The 17,110-nt window shown below is 71.7% G+C and carries 15 protein-coding genes; 9 read left to right on the forward strand and 6 right to left on the reverse strand.

Features of this window, described 5'->3' with window-relative positions; genetic code table 11:
- Positions 1 to 23: 23 nt before the first annotated feature.
- The 4 genes from OG974_RS10540 to OG974_RS10555 all read left to right on the forward strand — a co-directional run bounded on the left by OG974_RS10540 (position 24) and on the right by OG974_RS10555 (position 5,333).
- On the forward strand, positions 24 to 2,393 hold the full coding sequence (locus OG974_RS10540; RefSeq protein ID WP_371646284.1) for a chitinase C-terminal domain-containing protein: 2,370 nt from the start codon (positions 24 to 26) through the stop codon (positions 2,391 to 2,393).
- Between the two features lie 112 nt (positions 2,394 to 2,505).
- On the forward strand, positions 2,506 to 3,405 hold the full coding sequence (locus OG974_RS10545) for an RNA polymerase sigma-70 factor (protein ID WP_327282429.1): 900 nt from the start codon (positions 2,506 to 2,508) through the stop codon (positions 3,403 to 3,405).
- 61 nt (positions 3,406 to 3,466) lie between these two features.
- The gene (locus OG974_RS10550; RefSeq protein ID WP_327282430.1) at positions 3,467 to 4,222 is read left to right on the forward strand and encodes an NAD(P)H-binding protein; all 756 of its coding nucleotides are present in this window, start codon (positions 3,467 to 3,469) and stop codon (positions 4,220 to 4,222) included.
- A 115-nt stretch (positions 4,223 to 4,337) separates the two neighbouring features.
- Entirely contained in the window at positions 4,338 to 5,333 is a 996-nt protein-coding gene (locus OG974_RS10555) for a CorA family divalent cation transporter (RefSeq protein ID WP_328762127.1), read from the forward strand.
- A 56-nt stretch (positions 5,334 to 5,389) separates the two neighbouring features.
- Here the strand turns inward: OG974_RS10555 and OG974_RS10560 are convergent, their stop codons facing one another.
- On the reverse strand, positions 5,390 to 6,550 hold the full coding sequence (locus OG974_RS10560) for an ROK family transcriptional regulator (protein WP_328762128.1): 1,161 nt from the start codon (positions 6,548 to 6,550) through the stop codon (positions 5,390 to 5,392).
- Positions 6,551 to 6,605: 55 nt separating this feature from the next.
- Between OG974_RS10560 and OG974_RS10565 the strand changes: the two genes are divergently transcribed.
- The 3 genes from OG974_RS10565 (at position 6,606) to OG974_RS10575 (ending at position 10,014) form a co-directional block, all read left to right on the forward strand.
- Positions 6,606 to 7,820 (forward strand): MFS transporter, encoded by a 1,215-nt coding sequence (locus OG974_RS10565; protein ID WP_328762129.1) that lies wholly within the window; start codon positions 6,606 to 6,608, stop codon positions 7,818 to 7,820.
- A gap of 63 nt (positions 7,821 to 7,883) precedes the next feature.
- A complete protein-coding gene (locus OG974_RS10570) occupies positions 7,884 to 9,296 on the forward strand; it encodes a uracil-xanthine permease family protein (RefSeq protein WP_371646287.1) in 1,413 nt (470 codons plus the stop codon).
- 76 nt (positions 9,297 to 9,372) lie between these two features.
- Positions 9,373 to 10,014 carry a DUF5995 family protein gene (locus OG974_RS10575; RefSeq protein WP_327282435.1) on the forward strand — a complete coding sequence of 214 codons (642 nt, stop codon included), beginning with the start codon at positions 9,373 to 9,375 and terminating at the stop codon, positions 10,012 to 10,014.
- A gap of 104 nt (positions 10,015 to 10,118) precedes the next feature.
- Here OG974_RS10575 and OG974_RS10580 read toward each other — a convergent pair whose 3' ends face one another.
- The 3 genes from OG974_RS10580 to OG974_RS10590 all read right to left on the reverse strand — a co-directional run bounded on the left by OG974_RS10580 (position 10,119) and on the right by OG974_RS10590 (position 13,211).
- On the reverse strand, positions 10,119 to 11,816 hold the full coding sequence (locus OG974_RS10580; RefSeq protein ID WP_327282436.1) for an NAD(P)/FAD-dependent oxidoreductase: 1,698 nt from the start codon (positions 11,814 to 11,816) through the stop codon (positions 10,119 to 10,121).
- A gap of 61 nt (positions 11,817 to 11,877) precedes the next feature.
- Complete coding sequence (locus tag OG974_RS10585; RefSeq protein ID WP_327282437.1) at positions 11,878 to 12,678, reverse strand: carbon-nitrogen hydrolase family protein; 801 nt, start codon at positions 12,676 to 12,678, stop codon at positions 11,878 to 11,880.
- A 167-nt stretch (positions 12,679 to 12,845) separates the two neighbouring features.
- Positions 12,846 to 13,211 carry a hypothetical protein gene (locus OG974_RS10590; RefSeq protein WP_328762133.1) on the reverse strand — a complete coding sequence of 122 codons (366 nt, stop codon included), beginning with the start codon at positions 13,209 to 13,211 and terminating at the stop codon, positions 12,846 to 12,848.
- A 446-nt stretch (positions 13,212 to 13,657) separates the two neighbouring features.
- Between OG974_RS10590 and OG974_RS10595 the strand changes: the two genes are divergently transcribed.
- Both OG974_RS10595 and OG974_RS10600 read left to right on the forward strand, forming a co-directional pair.
- A complete protein-coding gene (locus tag OG974_RS10595) occupies positions 13,658 to 14,383 on the forward strand; it encodes a GNAT family N-acetyltransferase (RefSeq protein WP_327282439.1) in 726 nt (241 codons plus the stop codon).
- Positions 14,384 to 14,507: 124 nt separating this feature from the next.
- On the forward strand, positions 14,508 to 14,810 hold the full coding sequence (locus OG974_RS10600; RefSeq protein WP_327282440.1) for a WhiB family transcriptional regulator: 303 nt from the start codon (positions 14,508 to 14,510) through the stop codon (positions 14,808 to 14,810).
- A gap of 88 nt (positions 14,811 to 14,898) precedes the next feature.
- On the opposite strand, the gene OG974_RS10605 is transcribed toward OG974_RS10600, so the two are convergent.
- Complete coding sequence (locus OG974_RS10605) at positions 14,899 to 15,354, reverse strand: Lrp/AsnC family transcriptional regulator (RefSeq protein ID WP_007262967.1); 456 nt, start codon at positions 15,352 to 15,354, stop codon at positions 14,899 to 14,901.
- Between the two features lie 10 nt (positions 15,355 to 15,364).
- Positions 15,365 to 16,834, reverse strand: coding sequence for an amino acid permease (locus OG974_RS10610; RefSeq protein ID WP_327282441.1), 1,470 nt, complete (start codon positions 16,832 to 16,834; stop codon positions 15,365 to 15,367).
- Positions 16,835 to 17,110 lie beyond the last annotated feature (276 nt).

Consider the following 17,110-nt stretch of genomic DNA (forward strand, 5'->3'; position numbering starts at 1 on the left):
CCCTCCCCTCCCCAGGAGGCACCATGCCGTCCCCCACACGTACGAGAGCGATGCTCCTGGCATCCGGCGCCGCCATCGCCGGGCTGCTGATGGGCGGGCTCTCCACCGGCGTCTCGCATGCAGCCGACAACGAGAGCTGTCGCCCGGACGGGCTCTACAAGACGGCCGGGGTCGACGTCCCGTACTGCTCGGTCTACGACTCCGACGGCCGCGAGAAGATGGGCGCCGACCACCAGCGCCGCGTCATCGGATATTTCACCGGCTGGCGGACCGGCAAGGACGGCACCCCCGCCTACCTCGCCAACAACGTCCCGTGGTCCAAGGTCACCCACCTGAACTACGCCTTCGCCCACGTGGGCGCCGATAACAAGATCTCGGTCGGCGCGGACAACGCGAACAACGCCGCCACCGGGATGACCTGGCCGGGCGTGGCGGGCGCCGAGATGGACCCGGCCCTTCCGTACAAGGGCCACTTCAACCTGCTGAACAAATTCAAGAAGCAGTACCCGAACGTCAAGACGCTGATCTCCGTCGGCGGCTGGGCCGAGACGGGCGGCTACTTCGGGGACGACGGCAACCGCGTCGCCTCCGGCGGCTTCTACTCGATGGCCACCAACGCCGACGGCTCCGTCAACCAGGCCGGCATCGACACCTTCGCCGACTCCTCGGTCGCGTTCATCCGCACGTACGGGTTCAACGGCGTCGACATCGACTACGAGTACCCGACCACCATGAAGGACGCCGGCAACCCGCTGGACTGGCAGCTCTCCAACGCCCGGCGGGCCGGCCTCGTCCAGGGCTACGCCGCCCTGATGAAGTCGCTGCGCGAGAAGCTCGACCGCGCGGGCGCCGCCGACGGCAAGCACTACCTGCTCTCCGTCGCCGCCCCTTCCTCCGGCTACCTGCTGCGGGGCATGGAGACGTTCCAGATGCAGAAGTACCTGGACTACGTCAACATCATGTCCTACGACCTGCACGGCGCCTGGAACGAGTACGTCGGCCCGAACGCCTCGCTCTTCGACGACGGCAAGGACGGCGAACTGGCCGCAGCCGGCGTCTACTCCACCTCCCAGTACGGCGGCATCGGCTACCTGAACTCCGACTGGGCTTACCACTACTTCCGCGGCTCGATGCCGGCGGGCCGCATCAACATGGGCCTGCCGTACTACACCCGCGGCTTCAAGAACGTGCAGGGCGGCACGGACGGCCTGTGGGGCAAGGCCCCCGCGACCACCTGCCCGGCCGGCGCGGGTCTGACCAAGTGCGGTGACGGCGCGGTCGGCATCGACAACCTGTGGCACGACCTGGACACCAACGGGGTCGAGTCCCCCGCGGGCTCCAACCCGATGTGGCACGCCAAGAACCTGGAGAAGGGCGTCGTCGGCGACTACGTCACGAAGTACGGCTTCCCCGCGAACACCACGCTGACCGGCACCTACGTCCGCAAGTACGACTCCACGCTGGTCGCACCGTGGCTGTGGAACGACCAGAAGAAGGTCTTCCTGTCGACGGAGGACGAGCAGTCCGTCGCTGCGAAGGCCGCCTACGTGGTCGACAAGGGCATCGGCGGCACGATGGTCTGGGAGCTGGCGGGCGACTACGCGTACAACGCCGCCAAGGGGCAGTACGAGATGGGCGACACGCTCACCTCCCTGATGTACGACAAGTTCAAGGCGGCCGCGCCGTACGGCGCGAAGACGGCGGGCAGCACGCTCCCGACGCAGGCCGTGGACATCAAGACGGAGTTCACCGAGTTCAAGCTGGGCGACTCCAACTACCCCATCACCCCGAAGCTCAAGATCACCAACAACACGAAGAGCACGCTGCCCGGCGGCACGGAGTTCCAGTTCGACTACGGGACCTCCGCCCCGGCCAACGCCTCGGACCAGTCCGGGTTCGGCACGAAGGTGATCTCCACCGGCCACAGCGGCAACAACGTCGGCGGGCTGAAGGGCGACTTCCAGCGGGTCTCGCTGAAGCTCCCGGCGTGGCAGACGCTGGCTCCCGGCGCCTCGGTGGACCTGGCGTTCAACTACTACCTGCCGGTGTCCACGCCCTCCAACTGGACGGTGAACGTCTCCGGCACCACGTACGCCCTCGCCGGCGACCTGGCACGCGGCACGACGGTGGTGGAGCCGGGCGCCACCCAGCCCCCGACCACCCCGCCCACCACTCCCCCCACGACCCCGCCGACCACTCCCCCGACGACTCCGCCGACCACTCCGCCCGGTGGGACCTGCACGAACCCGGCGTACGTCGCGGGCAGCGTCTACACGGCCGGCCAGCTCGTCTCGCACAAGGGCCACCACTGGAAGGCCCAGTGGTGGACGCAGAACGAGGAGCCCGGGACCACCGGCGACTGGGGCGTCTGGAAGGACCAGGGCGCCTGCTGAGCCCCGCACCCACCCCCGGGTGAACCAAGGCGGACGAACGTGAGGACCCGGTGGCCCGGCGGCCACCGGGTCCTCGCACGTCCCGCCCGCGGACTCCTCGTAGGCTGCTGCGGTGATCACACAGGACGCCACGGCCGTCGCGGACTTCGAGCAGCACCGGCCCCGGATGTTCGGCATCGCCTACCGCATGCTCGGCTCCGCCGCCGAGGCCGAGGACACCGTCCAGGACGCCTGGCTGCGGTGGAGCTCCGCCGACCGCGGCGACATCGAGCACATCGGGGCCTGGCTCGCCAAGGTGGTGACCCACCTGTGCCTGAACCGGATCGGCTCGGCGCGCGTCCGGCGCGAGGAGTACGTCGGCCCCTGGCTGCCGGAACCCGTCCTCACCGGGGACGGGGCGCTCGGCCCGATGGAGTCGGCGGAGCAGCGGGACAGCGTCTCCATGGCCCTGCTGGTGCTGCTGGAGCAGCTGACTCCGGTGGAGCGGGCGGTGTACGTGCTGCGCGAGGCGTTCGCGTACGGCCATCGGGAGATCGCCGGGCTGCTCGACCTGACCGAGGCCAACTGCCGGCAGCTCTACCGGCGGGCCGCCGCCCGGGTGGCCGCGGGCCGGGCCGCCGCGCCGCGCCCCCGGTTCGAGCCCGATCCGGGGCGGCTGCAGACCTTGGTGGAGACCTTCCTGACGGCGGCGCGCGACGGCGACCTGGCCCGGCTGGAGGGCATGCTGACCGCCGACGTGCGGTACGTGGCCGACGGCGGCGGGGTCGTGAACGCGGCCCGGCGGCCGATCTTGGGCCGGGACAAGGTGGCGCGGTTCCTGGTGGGCGCGCTGCGCAAGTACATGGCGGGCATGCCGGTCTCCTTCGCGGAGGTCAACGGCGAACCCGCGCTGCTCGTCGGCGGGGCGGCGGTCATGCAGGTGGAGATCGAGGACGGGCTGATCAGCGGGATGCGGACGGTGGTCAACCCGGAGAAGCTGGAATTCCTCCGGCGGCAACTGTCACATTCTTGAGGGCTGTCCGGTCCCAGCTGGTGAACGCACCCCTCCAGGGTTGCAGGAAGGAACGGACACCATGAGCACGATCCTCGTCACCGGAGGCACCGGAAACCTCGGCGCGCTTGTCGTCACCCGGCTGCGGGCGGCGGGCCACGACGTACGCGTCCTGAGCCGGCACGCGAAGGACCATCCGGTCGACCTGCGCGACGGCAGCGGGCTGGACGCGGCGATGGCCGGCGCGGAGGTGGTCGTGCACTGCGCGAGCACCCCGCGCGGCGGCGACGACGTGGCCGCCGGGCACCTGATCGAGGCGGCCCGGCGGGCCGGGACGGTCACGAACATCGTCTACATCTCGATCGTCGGCGTGGACGTGGTCCCGTTCGGCTACTACACGACGAAGTACAAGGTCGAGCGGATGCTGGAGGACTCCGGGCTGGGCGTGACGATCCTGCGGACGACGCAGTTCCACGACCTGGTGGCGATGGCGGTGGACGCGCTGGCGAAGGTGCCGGTGGTGCCGCTGCCGCTACCGAAAGGGGTCCGGGTGCAGCCGATCGCCGTGGAGGAGGTCGCCGACCGGATGGCGGAACTCTCGGTCCCGGCCCCGGCGGGCCGGGTCACGGACATGGGCGGCCCGGAGATCCGCACGCTGGTGGAGCTGGGCCGCGCCCACCTGGCGGCGACGGGGCGCCGGCGCAGGGTGTTCGCGCTGCCGCTGGCGGGGAAGGCGTACGCGGCCTTCCGCCGCGGCGGCAACCTGACCCCGTCCCACGCGGTCGGCAAGACCACCTTCGCCGAGTTCCTGACGGCCCGGGCCGCGAAGGCCGCGTAGGCCGGGGGCTGAGGCCGCCAGATGGAGTCTTCCCTGCGCCCACCCGGACCCAGAAAGGGACAATGTGCAAGATAACGACATAAATGACCCACGGCATGATCCACGGTGAGGGGCGATGATCGTTTCGGTGGTGTCCATGCCGGAGGGCATCGCCCGGCGCACCCCGGTGTCCGAGGCCCGTGAGCGCCTCGCGGCATCCCGTTTCCTGCTCGTGGACGCCGAGCTGCCCGAGGAGGCCCCGCCCGGTGAACAGCCGGTCGCCGACCTGCTCGGTCTGGAGGTCGACGACCTGCCGTGGCTCGGCCGGGAGCGGGAGACCGCCCGCGCCGAGTTCCTCGGCGACGCCGCCGCGTTCGTCGTCCCGGCGATCGAGGCGGGCCGGGTCATCCACCTCCACGTCGTGGCCACCGACCGGTACCTGGTGACGGTGCACCGCGGACCGACCGGGCTGGTGGAGGGCCTGGTCGCCCGCCTCCCGCGCGAAAGGCCCCCCGACTCCGTGGCCACGATGTTCCTGCTGCTGGGCGAGGCCCTGGAGACCTACCGGCGCTCCGCCGTCCAGGCCCTCCTGGAGGTGGAGGACCTGGAGGACGAGATGTTCCGGCAGCGGGAGCCCGAGCAGCTCTACCGCCTGGCGCGGCTGCGCCGGACCGCGGCGCTACTGCACCACTCGCTCCTCCCCTACCACCAGGCGGCGGAGGAGGTCATCACGCGCCGGGTGCTGAACCGGAACTTCCCGGAGGAGCGCGAGCGGATCGCCCGTGAGTACCAGCGCACGTCACGGCTGGTGCTCACGGAGATCGAGGCACTCCAGGAGGCCGCCCGGCGGGGCTTCGGCACCTACTCCTCACTGGTGTCGGGCGAGCAGAACGGCGTGATCAACCGGCTGGCGATCGTTTCGACGATCTTTCTGCCGCTGACCTTCGTGACCGGGTTCTTCGGCATGAACTTCGCGTACCTGTCGGACGAGCTGGAGAGCAGGGCCATCTTCTGGGTGCTCGCCGTGGGTCTCCAGGTGGTCTTCCTGGCGGGCGCGCTCTACGTACTGCACCGCACCCGCATCTGGCGCAGGCTCCGCGACGACGAAAGCATCGATGACGACGACGATTAGGCCGTCCCGCCCGGTGCGGCCCACGGGTTCAGGGCCGCGGATTCAGGGCCGCGGATTCAGGGCGCGAAGAGGTCCGCCTGGGCGGCTTCGCGGGCGGCCAGGCGGGCGCCCGTGAGGACCGCCTGGTCCCCGAGTGCGGTGGCGCGGACCTCCATCGGCACGGGGGTGAGCCGGGCCAGCTGGCGGGCGACCGCGGCAGCCAGCCCGGCGCCGCCCGCGTGGCCGAGCCCGCCCGCCAGGACCAGGCATCCCGGGTCCAGGACGGCCGCGACGGCCGCCGCGCCCAGGGCGAGCCGTTGGGCCAGCGCCTCCAGGAAGCCCTCGCCCGCGGCGCCCGCCACGGCCTCCTCGACCGGTCCGGCGTAGCCGTGCTCCGCCGCGAGCGCGGCCACCGCGTCCCGGCCGACCAGCGCGTGGAAGCCGCCTCCGCAGTCCGTGGCGGAGGGCAGCCGGCCCGTGCCCGGTACCGGGAGGAAGCCGATCTCGCCCGCGCCGCCGGATGCTCCGCGGCGCAGCCGCCCGTCCAGGACGACCGCCGCGCCGACGCCCCCGCCGAGCCACAGCAGGACGAAGGAGTCCAGGTCCTGCGCGGCGCCGACGCGCTGTTCGGCGAGGGCCGCGAGGTTGGTCTCGTTCTCCACGACCACCGCGGCCGGCAGCCGCCGCTGGAGGGCCTCCACCAGGTCCCGGTGCCAGGCCGGCAGTCCGACGGTGCTGCGCAGTTCGCCGCCGGACGGGGTGACCAGGCCCGGGGCCCCGACCACCACCGTGTGCAGCCGGTCCGCGCCGGCCTCCCGGGCGAGGGCCTCCAGTCGGGACACGGCCTCGTCGACGGCGTCCACCGGGAGCGCGGCCCGGGCCAGCGGGCGGCCCAGCAGGTCCGCGACGACCGCGGTCGCGCTGTCCGTCCGTACGTCCAGGGCGGCCAGGTACGCGCGGCCGGCGACGATCCCGTACAACCGCGCGTTGGGGCCGCGGCGCTGTTCGCCCGACTCCCCCACGACCTCGATCAGCCCGGCCTCGGTCAGCCGCTCGACGAGATCGGCGACCGAGGGGCGGGACAGGCCGGTCATCGCCTTGAGCTGAGTGGCGGTCAGCGGCCCTTCCTCCTGTAGGAGTCGCAGGGCTAGCCGGTCGTTGATGGCCCGGGCCGTGCTCGGCGACGCGGGCGACGGAGCGGCGGGGGTCAGCACCTTGGCGGGAGTCACGGCGCCCATCTTAGGTACCTCGTCGATGCTAACTATCAGGCAGGGTCCCTGATAGTTTAATCCCATGACCGGGGAAACAGACCTCAGCCCGGCGCGCCTGCGCCATGCCCGCTTCGCCATCGCCGCCGTCTTCTGCACCCACGGGGCCGTCACCGGCTCCTTCGCCACCCGCATCCCCTGGATCCAGGAGCACGCCCAGCTCAGCGCGGGCACCCTGGGCCTGGCGCTGGCCTTCCCCGCACTGGGCGCGGCGCTCGCGATGCCGCTGGCCGGCCGGATCAACCACCGTTTCGGGGCGCGCACCGCGCTACGCGGGCTGCTGACGCTGTGGACCCTGTCCCTGATCCTGCCGAGCCTCGCCCCGAACCTGGCCACCCTCTGCTTCGCCCTCTTCGTCTACGGAGCGACCGCCGGGATGTCGGACGTGGCGATGAACGCGCTCGGCGTGGAGACCGAGAACCGGCTCGGCCGCTCGATCATGTCCTCGCTGCACGGCATGTGGAGCGTGGGTGCGCTGCTCGGCTCGGCGGCGGGCACGATCGCCGCCCACGCCGGGGCCGACGCGCGGCTGCACCACCTGGTCGCCGCGCTGGCCCTGACCGCGGCCGGACTGGTCGCCGCACGAGGAGTACTGGACCTGCGCAGCGCCGCGGAGGCCGAGGCGCCGCCGCACTTCACGCTGCCCCCGAAGTCCGCGCTGCTGATCGGCGCCATCGGGTTCTGCGCGGTCTTCGCGGAGGGTGCGAGCCTGGACTGGTCCGCGGTGTACCTGCGGGACGTGCTGGACACGGACGCCGGTCTCGCGGCCGCCTCGACCACCGCGTTCGCGCTCACCATGGCCGTCGCCCGGCTCGCCGGGGACCGGGTGGTGGACCGCTTCGGGTCCGTGCGCACGGTCCGGGCGGGCGGAGTGCTGGCCACCGCGGGCGGCCTGATCGTGGTGACGGTCCGCCACCCGGCCGCGGCGATGGCGGGCTTCGGCCTGATCGGACTCGGCATCGCTGTGGTGGTCCCGCTCGCCTTCGCGGCCGCCGCGCGCAGCGGGCCGGCCCCGGCGCAGGCCATAGCGGGCGTCGCGACGATCACGTACACGTCGGGGCTGATCGCGCCGTCGGCGATCGGTGCGGTGGCGGACGCGACCTCGCTCGTGGTGTCCTTCGCGCTGGTCACCCTGCTGGCGTTCGCGCTGGTCGCGGGGGCAGCGGTACTGCGGCAGAAGCCGGTGACGGCGGGCCCCGCACCCGCCGACCGGGACGAGCCGGCAGGTGTCCGGCCGTAAAATGGCGTCGGCCGCGCCGCGGCCCGGATGCTTGATCAATCGGTTGTACGGAAGTGGTGGAACATGGGCCTCGGCGTGGGCTGGACCCTGCACGGAGACGGGCGGACCCCCGCCCCCGGCGCGGTGGTGCGGCCGGACGAGCGGCTGTCGTGGCCGCGCACCGCCGGGCTGGGCGCCCAGCACGTCGTGGCGATGTTCGGGGCGAGTTTCGTCGCGCCGGTCCTGATGGGCCTGGACCCGAACCTGGCCATCATGATGTCGGGCGTCGCGACGGCGATCTTCCTGCTGGCAACGCGCGGGCGGGTCCCCTCGTACCTGGGCTGCTCCCTGTCCTTCGTGGGCGTCGCGGCCGCGATCCGGGCGAGCGGCGGGGACAGTGCGGTCGTCACGGGCGCGGTGTTCGTGGTCGGCGCGGCGCTCTTCCTGGCGGGGCTCGCCGTACGGCGCTTCGGGGCGCGGGTCATCCACGCGGCGATGCCGCCGGTGGTGACGGGCGCGGTGGTGATGCTGATCGGCTTCAACCTGGCGCCGGTGACGGCGTCGACGTACTGGCCGCAGGACCAGTGGACGGCACTCCTGACCATGCTGTTCACCGGGTTTGCCGTGGTTTGCCTGCGCGGCTTCTGGTCCCGGATCGCGATCTTCCTCGGTCTGCTCTTCGGGTACGGCATCTCCTGGGTCTTCGACCTGCTCTTCGGCAAGATCCACTCGACGGTGGGCGGGGCGGAGGCCGTCGACCACTGGCGGCTCGACCTCTCGGGCGTGGGCAAGGCGGACTGGATCGGGCTGCCGTCGTTCCACGCCCCGCAGTTCGAGTGGTCGGCGATCCTCATCGCGCTCCCGGTGGTGATCGCCCTGATCGCCGAGAACGCCGGGCACATCAAGGCCGTCGGCGAGATGACCGGCGACCCGCTCGACGACGAACTCGGCACGGCGATCGCCGCCGACGGCGCCGCGTCGATGCTGTCCACGGCGGTGGGCGGCCCGCCCAACACCACGTACTCCGAGAACATCGGCGTGATGGCGGCCACCCGCGTCTACTCGACGGCGGCCTACTGGGCGGCCGCCGGCTTCGCGCTGCTCTTCGGCCTGTGCCCGAAGTTCGGCGCGGTCGTCGCCGCGATCCCCGGCGGGGTGCTGGGCGGGATCACGGTGATCCTGTACGGGATGATCGGCCTGCTCGGCGCCCAGATCTGGATCAACGGCGGGGTGGACCTGCGCAATCCGCTGAACCTGGTGCCGGCCGCGGCGGGCATCATCATCGGCATCGGCGGCGTCAAGCTGCAGCTGACGGACAGCTTCGAGCTGGGCGGCATCGCGCTCGGCACGATCGTGGCGATCACGGGCTACCACGCGCTGCGGTACCTCGCGCCCGCGCACTTGAAGGAGCAGGAACCGCTGCTCGACTCGGGCACCTCGGCGTACGACGCGGGTGACGCGGACGGGAACCGGGCCGCGCGGGACACCCGTTCCTGAGCCGGGTTCGCCCGAACCGGCGAAGCACACGGCCAAGTTCCCCGGATCCGCACCGCAGGCTGCGACGCTGCCTCTCATGGAAGCGGTGCTCGCGCGGATGCGCGCCCTGGACGACCGGCTCCCCGCGCACGACGGTGTCGCCGTCTTCAACCGGGTGTACCTGACGGTGACCGAGACCCTGCACGCGCGCATCACCCGCGGAGAGTTCCCCGCGCCCCGCCGGGCGGAGACGCTGAGCGTGCGCTTCGCGGAGCGGTACCTGACGGCGGTGGAGGCCGACCGGGCCCCGGCGTGCTGGCGGCCGCTGCTCCAGTACCGCCGCCACCCCGGGGTCCGGCCGCTCCAGCACGCACTGGCCGGGATCAACGCGCACATCGGGCACGACCTCGCGCTCGCGGTGGTCGCCACCTGCCGGGCACTGGACTGCGAACCGCGGGCCCTGGAGGCGGACTTCGACCGGGTCGGCGACACGCTGGTCTCCCTGGAGGAGCACATCCGGGAGGACCTGATGCCCGGCCCGGACCTGCTGGAGGTCGCGGACCCGCTGACGCACCTGCTCGGTTCGTGGAGCCTGGACCGGGCCCGGGGCGCCGCCTGGTCGGCGGCCCGCCTGCTGTGGACCCTGCGCCGCTCCCCCGAACTGGCGGAGGAGTTCACGGACTCCCTGGACGCGGGTGTCGGCCTGGTCGGCCGCTGCCTCCTGACCCCGACGGGCTGAGTACGTGAAAACGGGCCGCCGCCGCGCTGTGTACGCGGGGGCGGCCCGTGGTCACGGGGCCGGAGCGGCGGGGTGGGGCCGCTCCGGGCGGTGGCCGGGGGAGGTCAGTCCTCCGGCAGTTCGACCGGGGCGATCTCGTCGTAGACGTCGCCCGGGCCGGGGTTGGTGGCGTCGGTGGAGCCGCCGAGATGGTGCATGACGCCCCAGACCGCGTTCAGCGCCGTCTGGACCGCGCCCTCGGCCCAGCCCGCCGTCCAGGAGATGTCGTCGCCCGCGAGGAAGATGCCGCGCTTGTCCTCGGGGAGGCGGTCCTGCATGAAGTGGGTGAACAGGCGCCGCTGGTAGCGGTAGTGGCCGGGCAGGTTGGCCTTGAACGCGCCCATGAAGTAGGGCTCGTTCTCCCACGACACGGTCACCGGGTTGCCGATGACGTGGCGGCGGATGTCGACCTTCGGGTAGATCTCGCCGAGCGACTTCAGCATGACCTCCATCCGCTCGTTCGCGGACAGCGGCAGCCACTTCAGGCTGTCGTCGCACCAGGTGTACGAGAGGCAGATGACGGCGGGCTGGTCCGGGCCGTTGTCCAGGAGGTACGTACCGCGCGTCATGCGGTCCGTGAGGGTCATCGACATGACGTCGCGACCGGTCTCCTCGTCCTTGTCCAGCCAGAACGGGCGGTCCACCGGGATGAAGAGCTTCGAGCTCTCCATGTAGTGGGTGCGCTCCATCGCGGTCCAGTGGTCGATCGGGAACAGCGAGTCGTCGCACGCGATCTTGGACAGCAGCATCCAGGACTGCGCCGTGAAGATCGCGGCGCGGTACGTGCGGATGTCGCCCGAGGAGTCGGTGACCGTGATGCGGTTGCCGGCGGTGCGGTGCAGGCGGGTCACCGCGGGGCGCGGGGTGCCCTCGTGCAGCGAGGACAGCGAAGTGCCCTGCGCCCAGTGGACGATCTTCTCGGGCTCGCGCTCCCACAGGCGCACCGGCAGCTGCTGCGAGCCGCCGACGATGCCGCGGTGGTGGTCGTCCGCCTCGGTGTAGACGACGCGGAGGATCTCCAGGATGGAGTTCGGGAAGTCGGTGTCCCAGCCGCCGGTGCCGAAGCCGACCTGGCCGAAGATCTCGCGCTTGCGGAAGGACTGGAAGGCCTCGGACTTGCAGAGGAAGCCGTAGAAGGTCTCGTCGTCGAGCTTCTCGACGAGCTTGGCCCAGATCTCGCGGATGCGCGGGACGTCCCGCTCGCGCATCGCCTGGTTCATGTCGGAGAAGTCGGCGCCCTCGTCGAGGCAGGCGTTCCACGCTTCGGCGACGTCGCGGTAGATCTGCGGGAGGTCGGCGATCGTCTCGGCGTAGTGGGTCTCGCCCTTGAGGTCCACGACCGTCGAGGGGGTGGCCTCGGCGAGCGGGTTCGGGAAGGGCTCGGTGACCAGGCCGACGAGGTCGATGTAGTGCTGGAGCGCCGTGGAGGAGGGCGGGAAGCGCATGGCGCCCATCTCCGCGGTCAGACCCTCGGTGCCGGCGCCCTCGAAGCCGACGGTGCGCAGCCGGCCGCCGATCTGGTCCGCCTCGTAGACGACGGGCTTGAGGCCCATCTTCATCAGCTCGTAGGCGGAGATGATGCCGGACAGCCCGCCGCCGATCACGGCGACCTCGGTGCCGTGCTCGGTCGCCGGTATCTGGCCCAGGCCCGCCGGGTGGGCGAGGAAGTCGTCGTACGCGTACGGGAAGTCCGGGCCGAACATGGTGATCGGCGGCTGTCCGTCGCTGTGCGGGACGGCGGTGGTGGGCACCGTGGACGTCATGGGGTACGGCTCCTTGCGGGGGTGGGGCAGGGGGGAGGGCGCAGGCGGGTTCGGCTGGGGCTCAGACGAGGGAGGCGTAGAGCCCGGGGCGGCGGTCGCGCAGGTAGGGGTTGGTCTCGCGCGAGGCGCGCAGCAGCTCGGGATCGGCCTCGCCGATCACCAGCTCCTCGCCGCGGCCGGCCCGGGTGCGGGTCACCCCGTCGGGGCTCGCCAGGCAGCTGAGTCCGACGAACTCGAACTCGCCTTCCGGACCGGTGCGGTTGACGTACGCGATGTACATCTGGTTCTCGAAGGCCCGTACGGGGACGAGCTGTTCGGCGACGAACTGGAACGGGTGCATCTGCGCGGTCGGCACCAGGAGGAGGTCGGTGCCGGCCAGTGCGTGGGCCCGGACGTTCTCCGGGAACTCCACGTCGTAGCAGATCATGACGCCGATGCGGAGGCCGTTCAGGTCCGCCTGGACGACGGGGGTGTCGCCGGGCGTGAAGGCCTCCTGCTCGAAGCAGCCGAAGAGGTGGGTCTTTCGGTAGTTCGCCAGCCGGACCCCGTCGGGGCCGATGAGCTGGGCCGCGTTGTACACCGTGTCGCCGTCGCGCTCGGGGTAGCCGTACAGGACGGCGACGCCGTGGCGGCGGGCGATCTCGCCGATGGCGCGGGCGGACATGCCGTCGGCCGCCTCGGCGAGCGCGGCGACGTCGGGGACGTCCAGCGCGTAGCCGGTCAGGAACATCTCCGAGGTCACGAGGAGTCCGGCACCCGCCTGTGCGGCGCGCTGCGCGGCCTCGTCGAGCGCCTTCAGGTTCTCGGCGGTGTCGCCGAGCCGTCCGGAGCTCTGGAGGAGGGCGGTGCGCAGCGGGGGCATGGGCGTACCTCTGTGGCAGGAGGGGTGGGGGTCCTATTGAAGGTACGTTCGCGCGTTCGACCCCGACAAGCCGTGACCGTTGCGCTCCGCGCATCGATTCGTTGCGTGTTTGACGGGTCATGCGGCGATTCGTTGTGCGGGACCCCGTGGATCCCCTCCGCCCGGAACTACGTGTCGGCGCGGAAGGCCGGGTGGGCGCCCAGGCGCCGCAGGTCGTCGAGGATATCGTCCGTGTCGTTGCCGATCACGCGGCCGCTCCAGGTGTCGCACAGGGCGGGGACGGCCAGCGCGCCGTCGTAGTGGTGTCCGGCGGCCTCGTAGGCCCGGCGCAGCGCTGCGTACGAGGCGGGCGGGCCGAGCAGGGTGGTGGCCACGGAGCCCTCCAGTCCCAGTCGGGCGAGGGCGGCCGCCACGCGCAGGGAGTCCGGACAGTCGGCGCAGAGGTACAGGCGGTAGCGGTGCGGCACGGGCGAGAATCCGGCGCCGATGCGGCTGCGCAGGACGGGGGCCGGACCGGTTCGGGGCAGGACCATGGGAAGCATGACTCTCCTGGGAGGGCACGAGGGCGTGGCGGACCGCCCGGCGGCGTGGCGCGCGCCGGGTCACGGGGAGGTGCGGGGATGCGTACGCGGCGGCTGGGGCCTGCGGGGCCCACGGGGCCAGGTGCAGCCCGCCGGAGGCCTTGCGCGGCGTACGGAAAGGGGAAGCTCAGGCGCTCACGCGAAAGGCACTGCACACGCGCAGCAGGTCGATGTGCAGGCGCCGGGTCAGCCACCAGCGGCGCAGGATCCGCGTCTGCGCGCGCGCCGTCCTGGCCATCTCCACCGGCTCCGTCCCGCCCCTGGGGCATAAACCCGCCCGCGACGGACGCTGACTCTCGTGACCGTCGTCACCAGCAGTCTCGTGGCGGTGCGCGGGGCCGTCAAGAAGGTGGTGGACGGTCCGGCGGCCGTTCCCGAGGGAAGGAGTTCCCGACCCCATGGCGCCCGACACCGATACGGCCGCGCGGGCCACGCCCGTGCACGTCCTCGACAATCCGGTCTGGGCCGCGCTGAGCGGCCCGAGCAGTGCCTTCGCCGAGACCGGGCCGCGGGGGCTTGCGGCCCGGTACCTCGCCGACACCTCGCCGTTCGTCGCGCTCGCGGACCCGCAGGACCCTCGGGCCTGGGCGGATCTGGCCGAGCTGGCCGGCCCGGGCTCGACGGTCTGGATCACCGGCCTGCCGACCCCGCCCCCGGGGTGGACGACGGAGACTTCGATAGCGGGCGTGCAGCTGGACGGCGGGGCGGTACGGGCCGAGGCCGCGCCCGAGGCGGTCCTGCTGGGGCCCGCCGACGTGTCGGAGATGCTGGAACTGGTCGGCCTCACGAAGCCGGGGCCGTTCGCGCGGCGCACCGTCGAACTGGGCACGTACCTCGGGATCCGGCACGAGGGCCGGCTCGTCGCGATGGCGGGGGAACGGATGCGCCCGCCGGGCTGGTCGGAGATCAGCGCGGTGTGCACGCACCCGGACCACCGCGGCCGCGGCCTGGCCGGCCGCCTGGTCCGCGCGGTGGCCGCCGGGATCCGCGCACGCGGGGAGCGCCCGTTCTTGCACGCAGCGGCGGACAACACGGGAGCCATCGCCCTCTATGAGTCGATGGGCTTCACCCTCCGCCGCCGCCCGCTCTTCCTCGGCGTCCGCACCCCGGACGAACGGGCCTGAGCAGAGACGAACGGGCCTGAGCAGAGCGGCAGCGCACGGCCGGGGCACGGCGGCAGGTTTCGGGGCGCGCGGATCGGTCACACGCGGGGACATGCCCAGGAACGCGAAAGGAACTGGAACTGTCATGACCGACGTCTCCCGGCTGCCCGGCGCCGCCCACCACCACTGGCAGTGGCAGCTGCAAGCCGCCTGCCGGAATCTGGGTCCCGGCCGGTTCTACCACCCCGCCGGTGAGCGCGGCGAGGAGCGGGAGGACCGCGACGAGGCCGCGAAGCGGGTGTGCGCGGTGTGCCCGGTGCGCGCCGCGTGCCTGGAACACGCGCTGCGGACCCGCGAGCCGTTCGGGGTGTGGGGCGGGCTGACCGAAGAGGAACGCCGGGCCCTCGCGGACCCGGCGCATGCCGCCCCGGCCGCCACGAGGGCGTAGGCCGGCCCCGTAGGGGTCCTGCCGCGCCGACACGGCTGCGCCCCGACATCGGGATGCCGGGGCGCAGCCGTGTTCGAGGGGGCGGCCGTCAGGCCGGGGCGCCCGAGGTGAAGCGGCGCAGGAGGGGGGACAGGACCAGTACCGACTTGGTGCGCTCCACGAAGGGTTCGCCCGCGATGCGTTCCAGTACCCGCTCGAAGTGCCGCATGTCGGAGGCGAAGACCTGGACGAGGGCGTCCGCGTCGCCGGTGACGGTCGACGCGGACACCACCTCGGGGTACCGCTCCAGCCCTCGACGGATGTCGTCCGGCGAGGTGTTGTGGCGGCAGTAGATCTCGATGAAGCCCTCGGTCTCCCAGCCCATGGCGGCGGGGTCGACGCGGACGGTGAAGCCGGTGATGGCTCCCTCGGCCCGCAGCCGGTCCACGCGCCGTTTCACGGCGGGGGCAGAGAGTCCGACCTCGGATCCGATGTCCGCGTAGGAGCGGCGGGCGTCCTCGGCGAGGGCGTGCACGATGCGTTCGTCGAGATCGTTCAGTCGCACTGCGGGTGGATCACATTTCTGCTGTGGCCACTTCTGCCGTGGCCAGTCGGGAGCGGCGGATGCCGTAGCTGAAGTACACCACGAGGCCGACTGCCATCCAGCCACCGAAGACCATCCACGTGGCCTTGTCGAGGCTGAACATCATGAAGCCGCAGGCGAGGAAGCCCAGGATCGGCGTGATCGGGAAGAGCGCCACCTTGAAGGTGCGCGGCATGTCCGGCTTGGTGCGGCGCAGGATGATCACGGCGACGTTGACCAGCCCGAAGGCGAAGAGGGTGCCGATGCTGGTGGCGTCGGCGAGCTTGCCCAGCGGGATGAAGGCCGCGAGGACGCCGCAGAAGAGGGAGACGATGACGACGTTGGCGCGGGGGGCGCCGGTCTTCTCGTCGACCTTGGCGAAGACCTTGGGGACGAGGCCGTCGCGGGACATCGCGAAGAGGATGCGGGTCTGGCCGTAGAGGACGGCGAAGACGACGGAGAAGATCGCGATCACGGCGCCGGCGGCGAGGACGACGCCCCAGACGCTGGTGCCGGTCACGTCGGTCATGATCTGGGCGAGCGCGGCCTCGGTGCCCTCGAAGTCCTGCCACGGCATGGCGCCGACGGCGACGAAGGCGACGAGCACGTACAGGACGGTGACGATGCCCAGCGAGAGCATGATCGCGCGCGGCAGGTCCTTCTTCGGGTTCTTGGCTTCCTCACCGGCGGTGGAAGCGGCGTCGAAGCCGATGTACGAGAAGAAGAGGGTGGAGGCGGCGGCGCTGATGCCGGTGACGCCGAGCGGGGCGAGCGGCGTGTAGTTGCCGGACTTGATGCCCATGACGCCGATGCCGATGAAGAGCAGCAGCGTGACGATCTTCACCGCGACCATGATCGAGTTGATCGTGGCGCTCTCCTTGGCGCCGCGCATCAGGAAGACCATCGAGAGCATGACGACGACCAGCGCCGGCAGGTTGATGAACCCGCCCTCGCCCAGCGGCGCGGAGACCGCCTCGGGGATGGTGACGCCGATGGTCCCGTCGAGGAGCTCGTTGAGGTACTGACCCCAACCGACGGCCACGGCGGCGACGGAGACCGCGTACTCCAGGACCAGGCACCAGCCGCAGATCCAGGCTATGAGCTCGCCCATGGTGGCGTACGCGTACGAGTACGAGGAGCCCGAGACCGGCACGGAGCCGGCCAGCTCCGCGTAGGAGAGGGCCGAGAAGAGCGCGGTCAGGCCCGCGATGACGAAGGAGATCGTCACGGCGGGGCCGGCCTTGGGGGCGGCGGTGCCGAGGACGACGAAGATGCCGGTGCCCAGGGTGGCACCGATGCTGATCATGGTCAGCTGCCACATGGTGAGCGAGCGGCGCAGCGTGCCGCCCTCGCCCTGGCCGCCCTCGGCGACGAGCCGCTCGACGGGCTTGCGGCGCATCAGCGGGTTCACGGGCTTGCGCGTCTCCTGGGAGAGCGGGGGTGCCTGGCCCTGGTCGAGCACGAGGGGACTCCTTTGACACTGCGGATGGGGACTGAGGCATCGACCGCAGCGGTCCTGAGCAGGACACAGACAAGAGCCTGGGCATGGGGGAGGACCGCCGAGCAGGCGGTCTTCGCCACTCCACGTACAGCGAGTGAGCCTACGAGCTGAGTGATACCGCCCGTAATGCACCATCCTTGCACATTGCCGTACGATCGTTGCGCGGATCTGTCCTGGATGGTCCTTTGTTGCGCACGGATGATCGATCGGTGCGCACCGCGCGCTGAGCCCCTTTAT

Origin of the sequence: Streptomyces sp. NBC_00597 (genome assembly GCF_041431095.1) — a bacterium.
Taxonomy (GTDB): Bacteria; Actinomycetota; Actinomycetes; order Streptomycetales; family Streptomycetaceae; genus Streptomyces.

Coding starts and splice junctions, on each gene's coding strand:
- OG974_RS10540 (WP_371646284.1), top strand. CDS start 24: ATGCCGTCCCCCACACGTACGAGAGCGATGCTCCTGGCATCCGGCGCC.
- OG974_RS10550 (WP_327282430.1), top strand. CDS start 3,467: ATGAGCACGATCCTCGTCACCGGAGGCACCGGAAACCTCGGCGCGCTT.
- OG974_RS10555 (WP_328762127.1), top strand. CDS start 4,338: ATGATCGTTTCGGTGGTGTCCATGCCGGAGGGCATCGCCCGGCGCACC.
- OG974_RS10560 (WP_328762128.1), bottom strand. CDS start 6,550: ATGGGCGCCGTGACTCCCGCCAAGGTGCTGACCCCCGCCGCTCCGTCG.
- OG974_RS10565 (WP_328762129.1), top strand. CDS start 6,606: ATGACCGGGGAAACAGACCTCAGCCCGGCGCGCCTGCGCCATGCCCGC.
- OG974_RS10570 (WP_371646287.1), top strand. CDS start 7,884: ATGGGCCTCGGCGTGGGCTGGACCCTGCACGGAGACGGGCGGACCCCC.
- OG974_RS10575 (WP_327282435.1), top strand. CDS start 9,373: ATGGAAGCGGTGCTCGCGCGGATGCGCGCCCTGGACGACCGGCTCCCC.
- OG974_RS10580 (WP_327282436.1), bottom strand. CDS start 11,816: ATGACGTCCACGGTGCCCACCACCGCCGTCCCGCACAGCGACGGACAG.
- OG974_RS10585 (WP_327282437.1), bottom strand. CDS start 12,678: ATGCCCCCGCTGCGCACCGCCCTCCTCCAGAGCTCCGGACGGCTCGGC.
- OG974_RS10590 (WP_328762133.1), bottom strand. CDS start 13,211: ATGGTCCTGCCCCGAACCGGTCCGGCCCCCGTCCTGCGCAGCCGCATC.
- OG974_RS10595 (WP_327282439.1), top strand. CDS start 13,658: ATGGCGCCCGACACCGATACGGCCGCGCGGGCCACGCCCGTGCACGTC.
- OG974_RS10600 (WP_327282440.1), top strand. CDS start 14,508: ATGACCGACGTCTCCCGGCTGCCCGGCGCCGCCCACCACCACTGGCAG.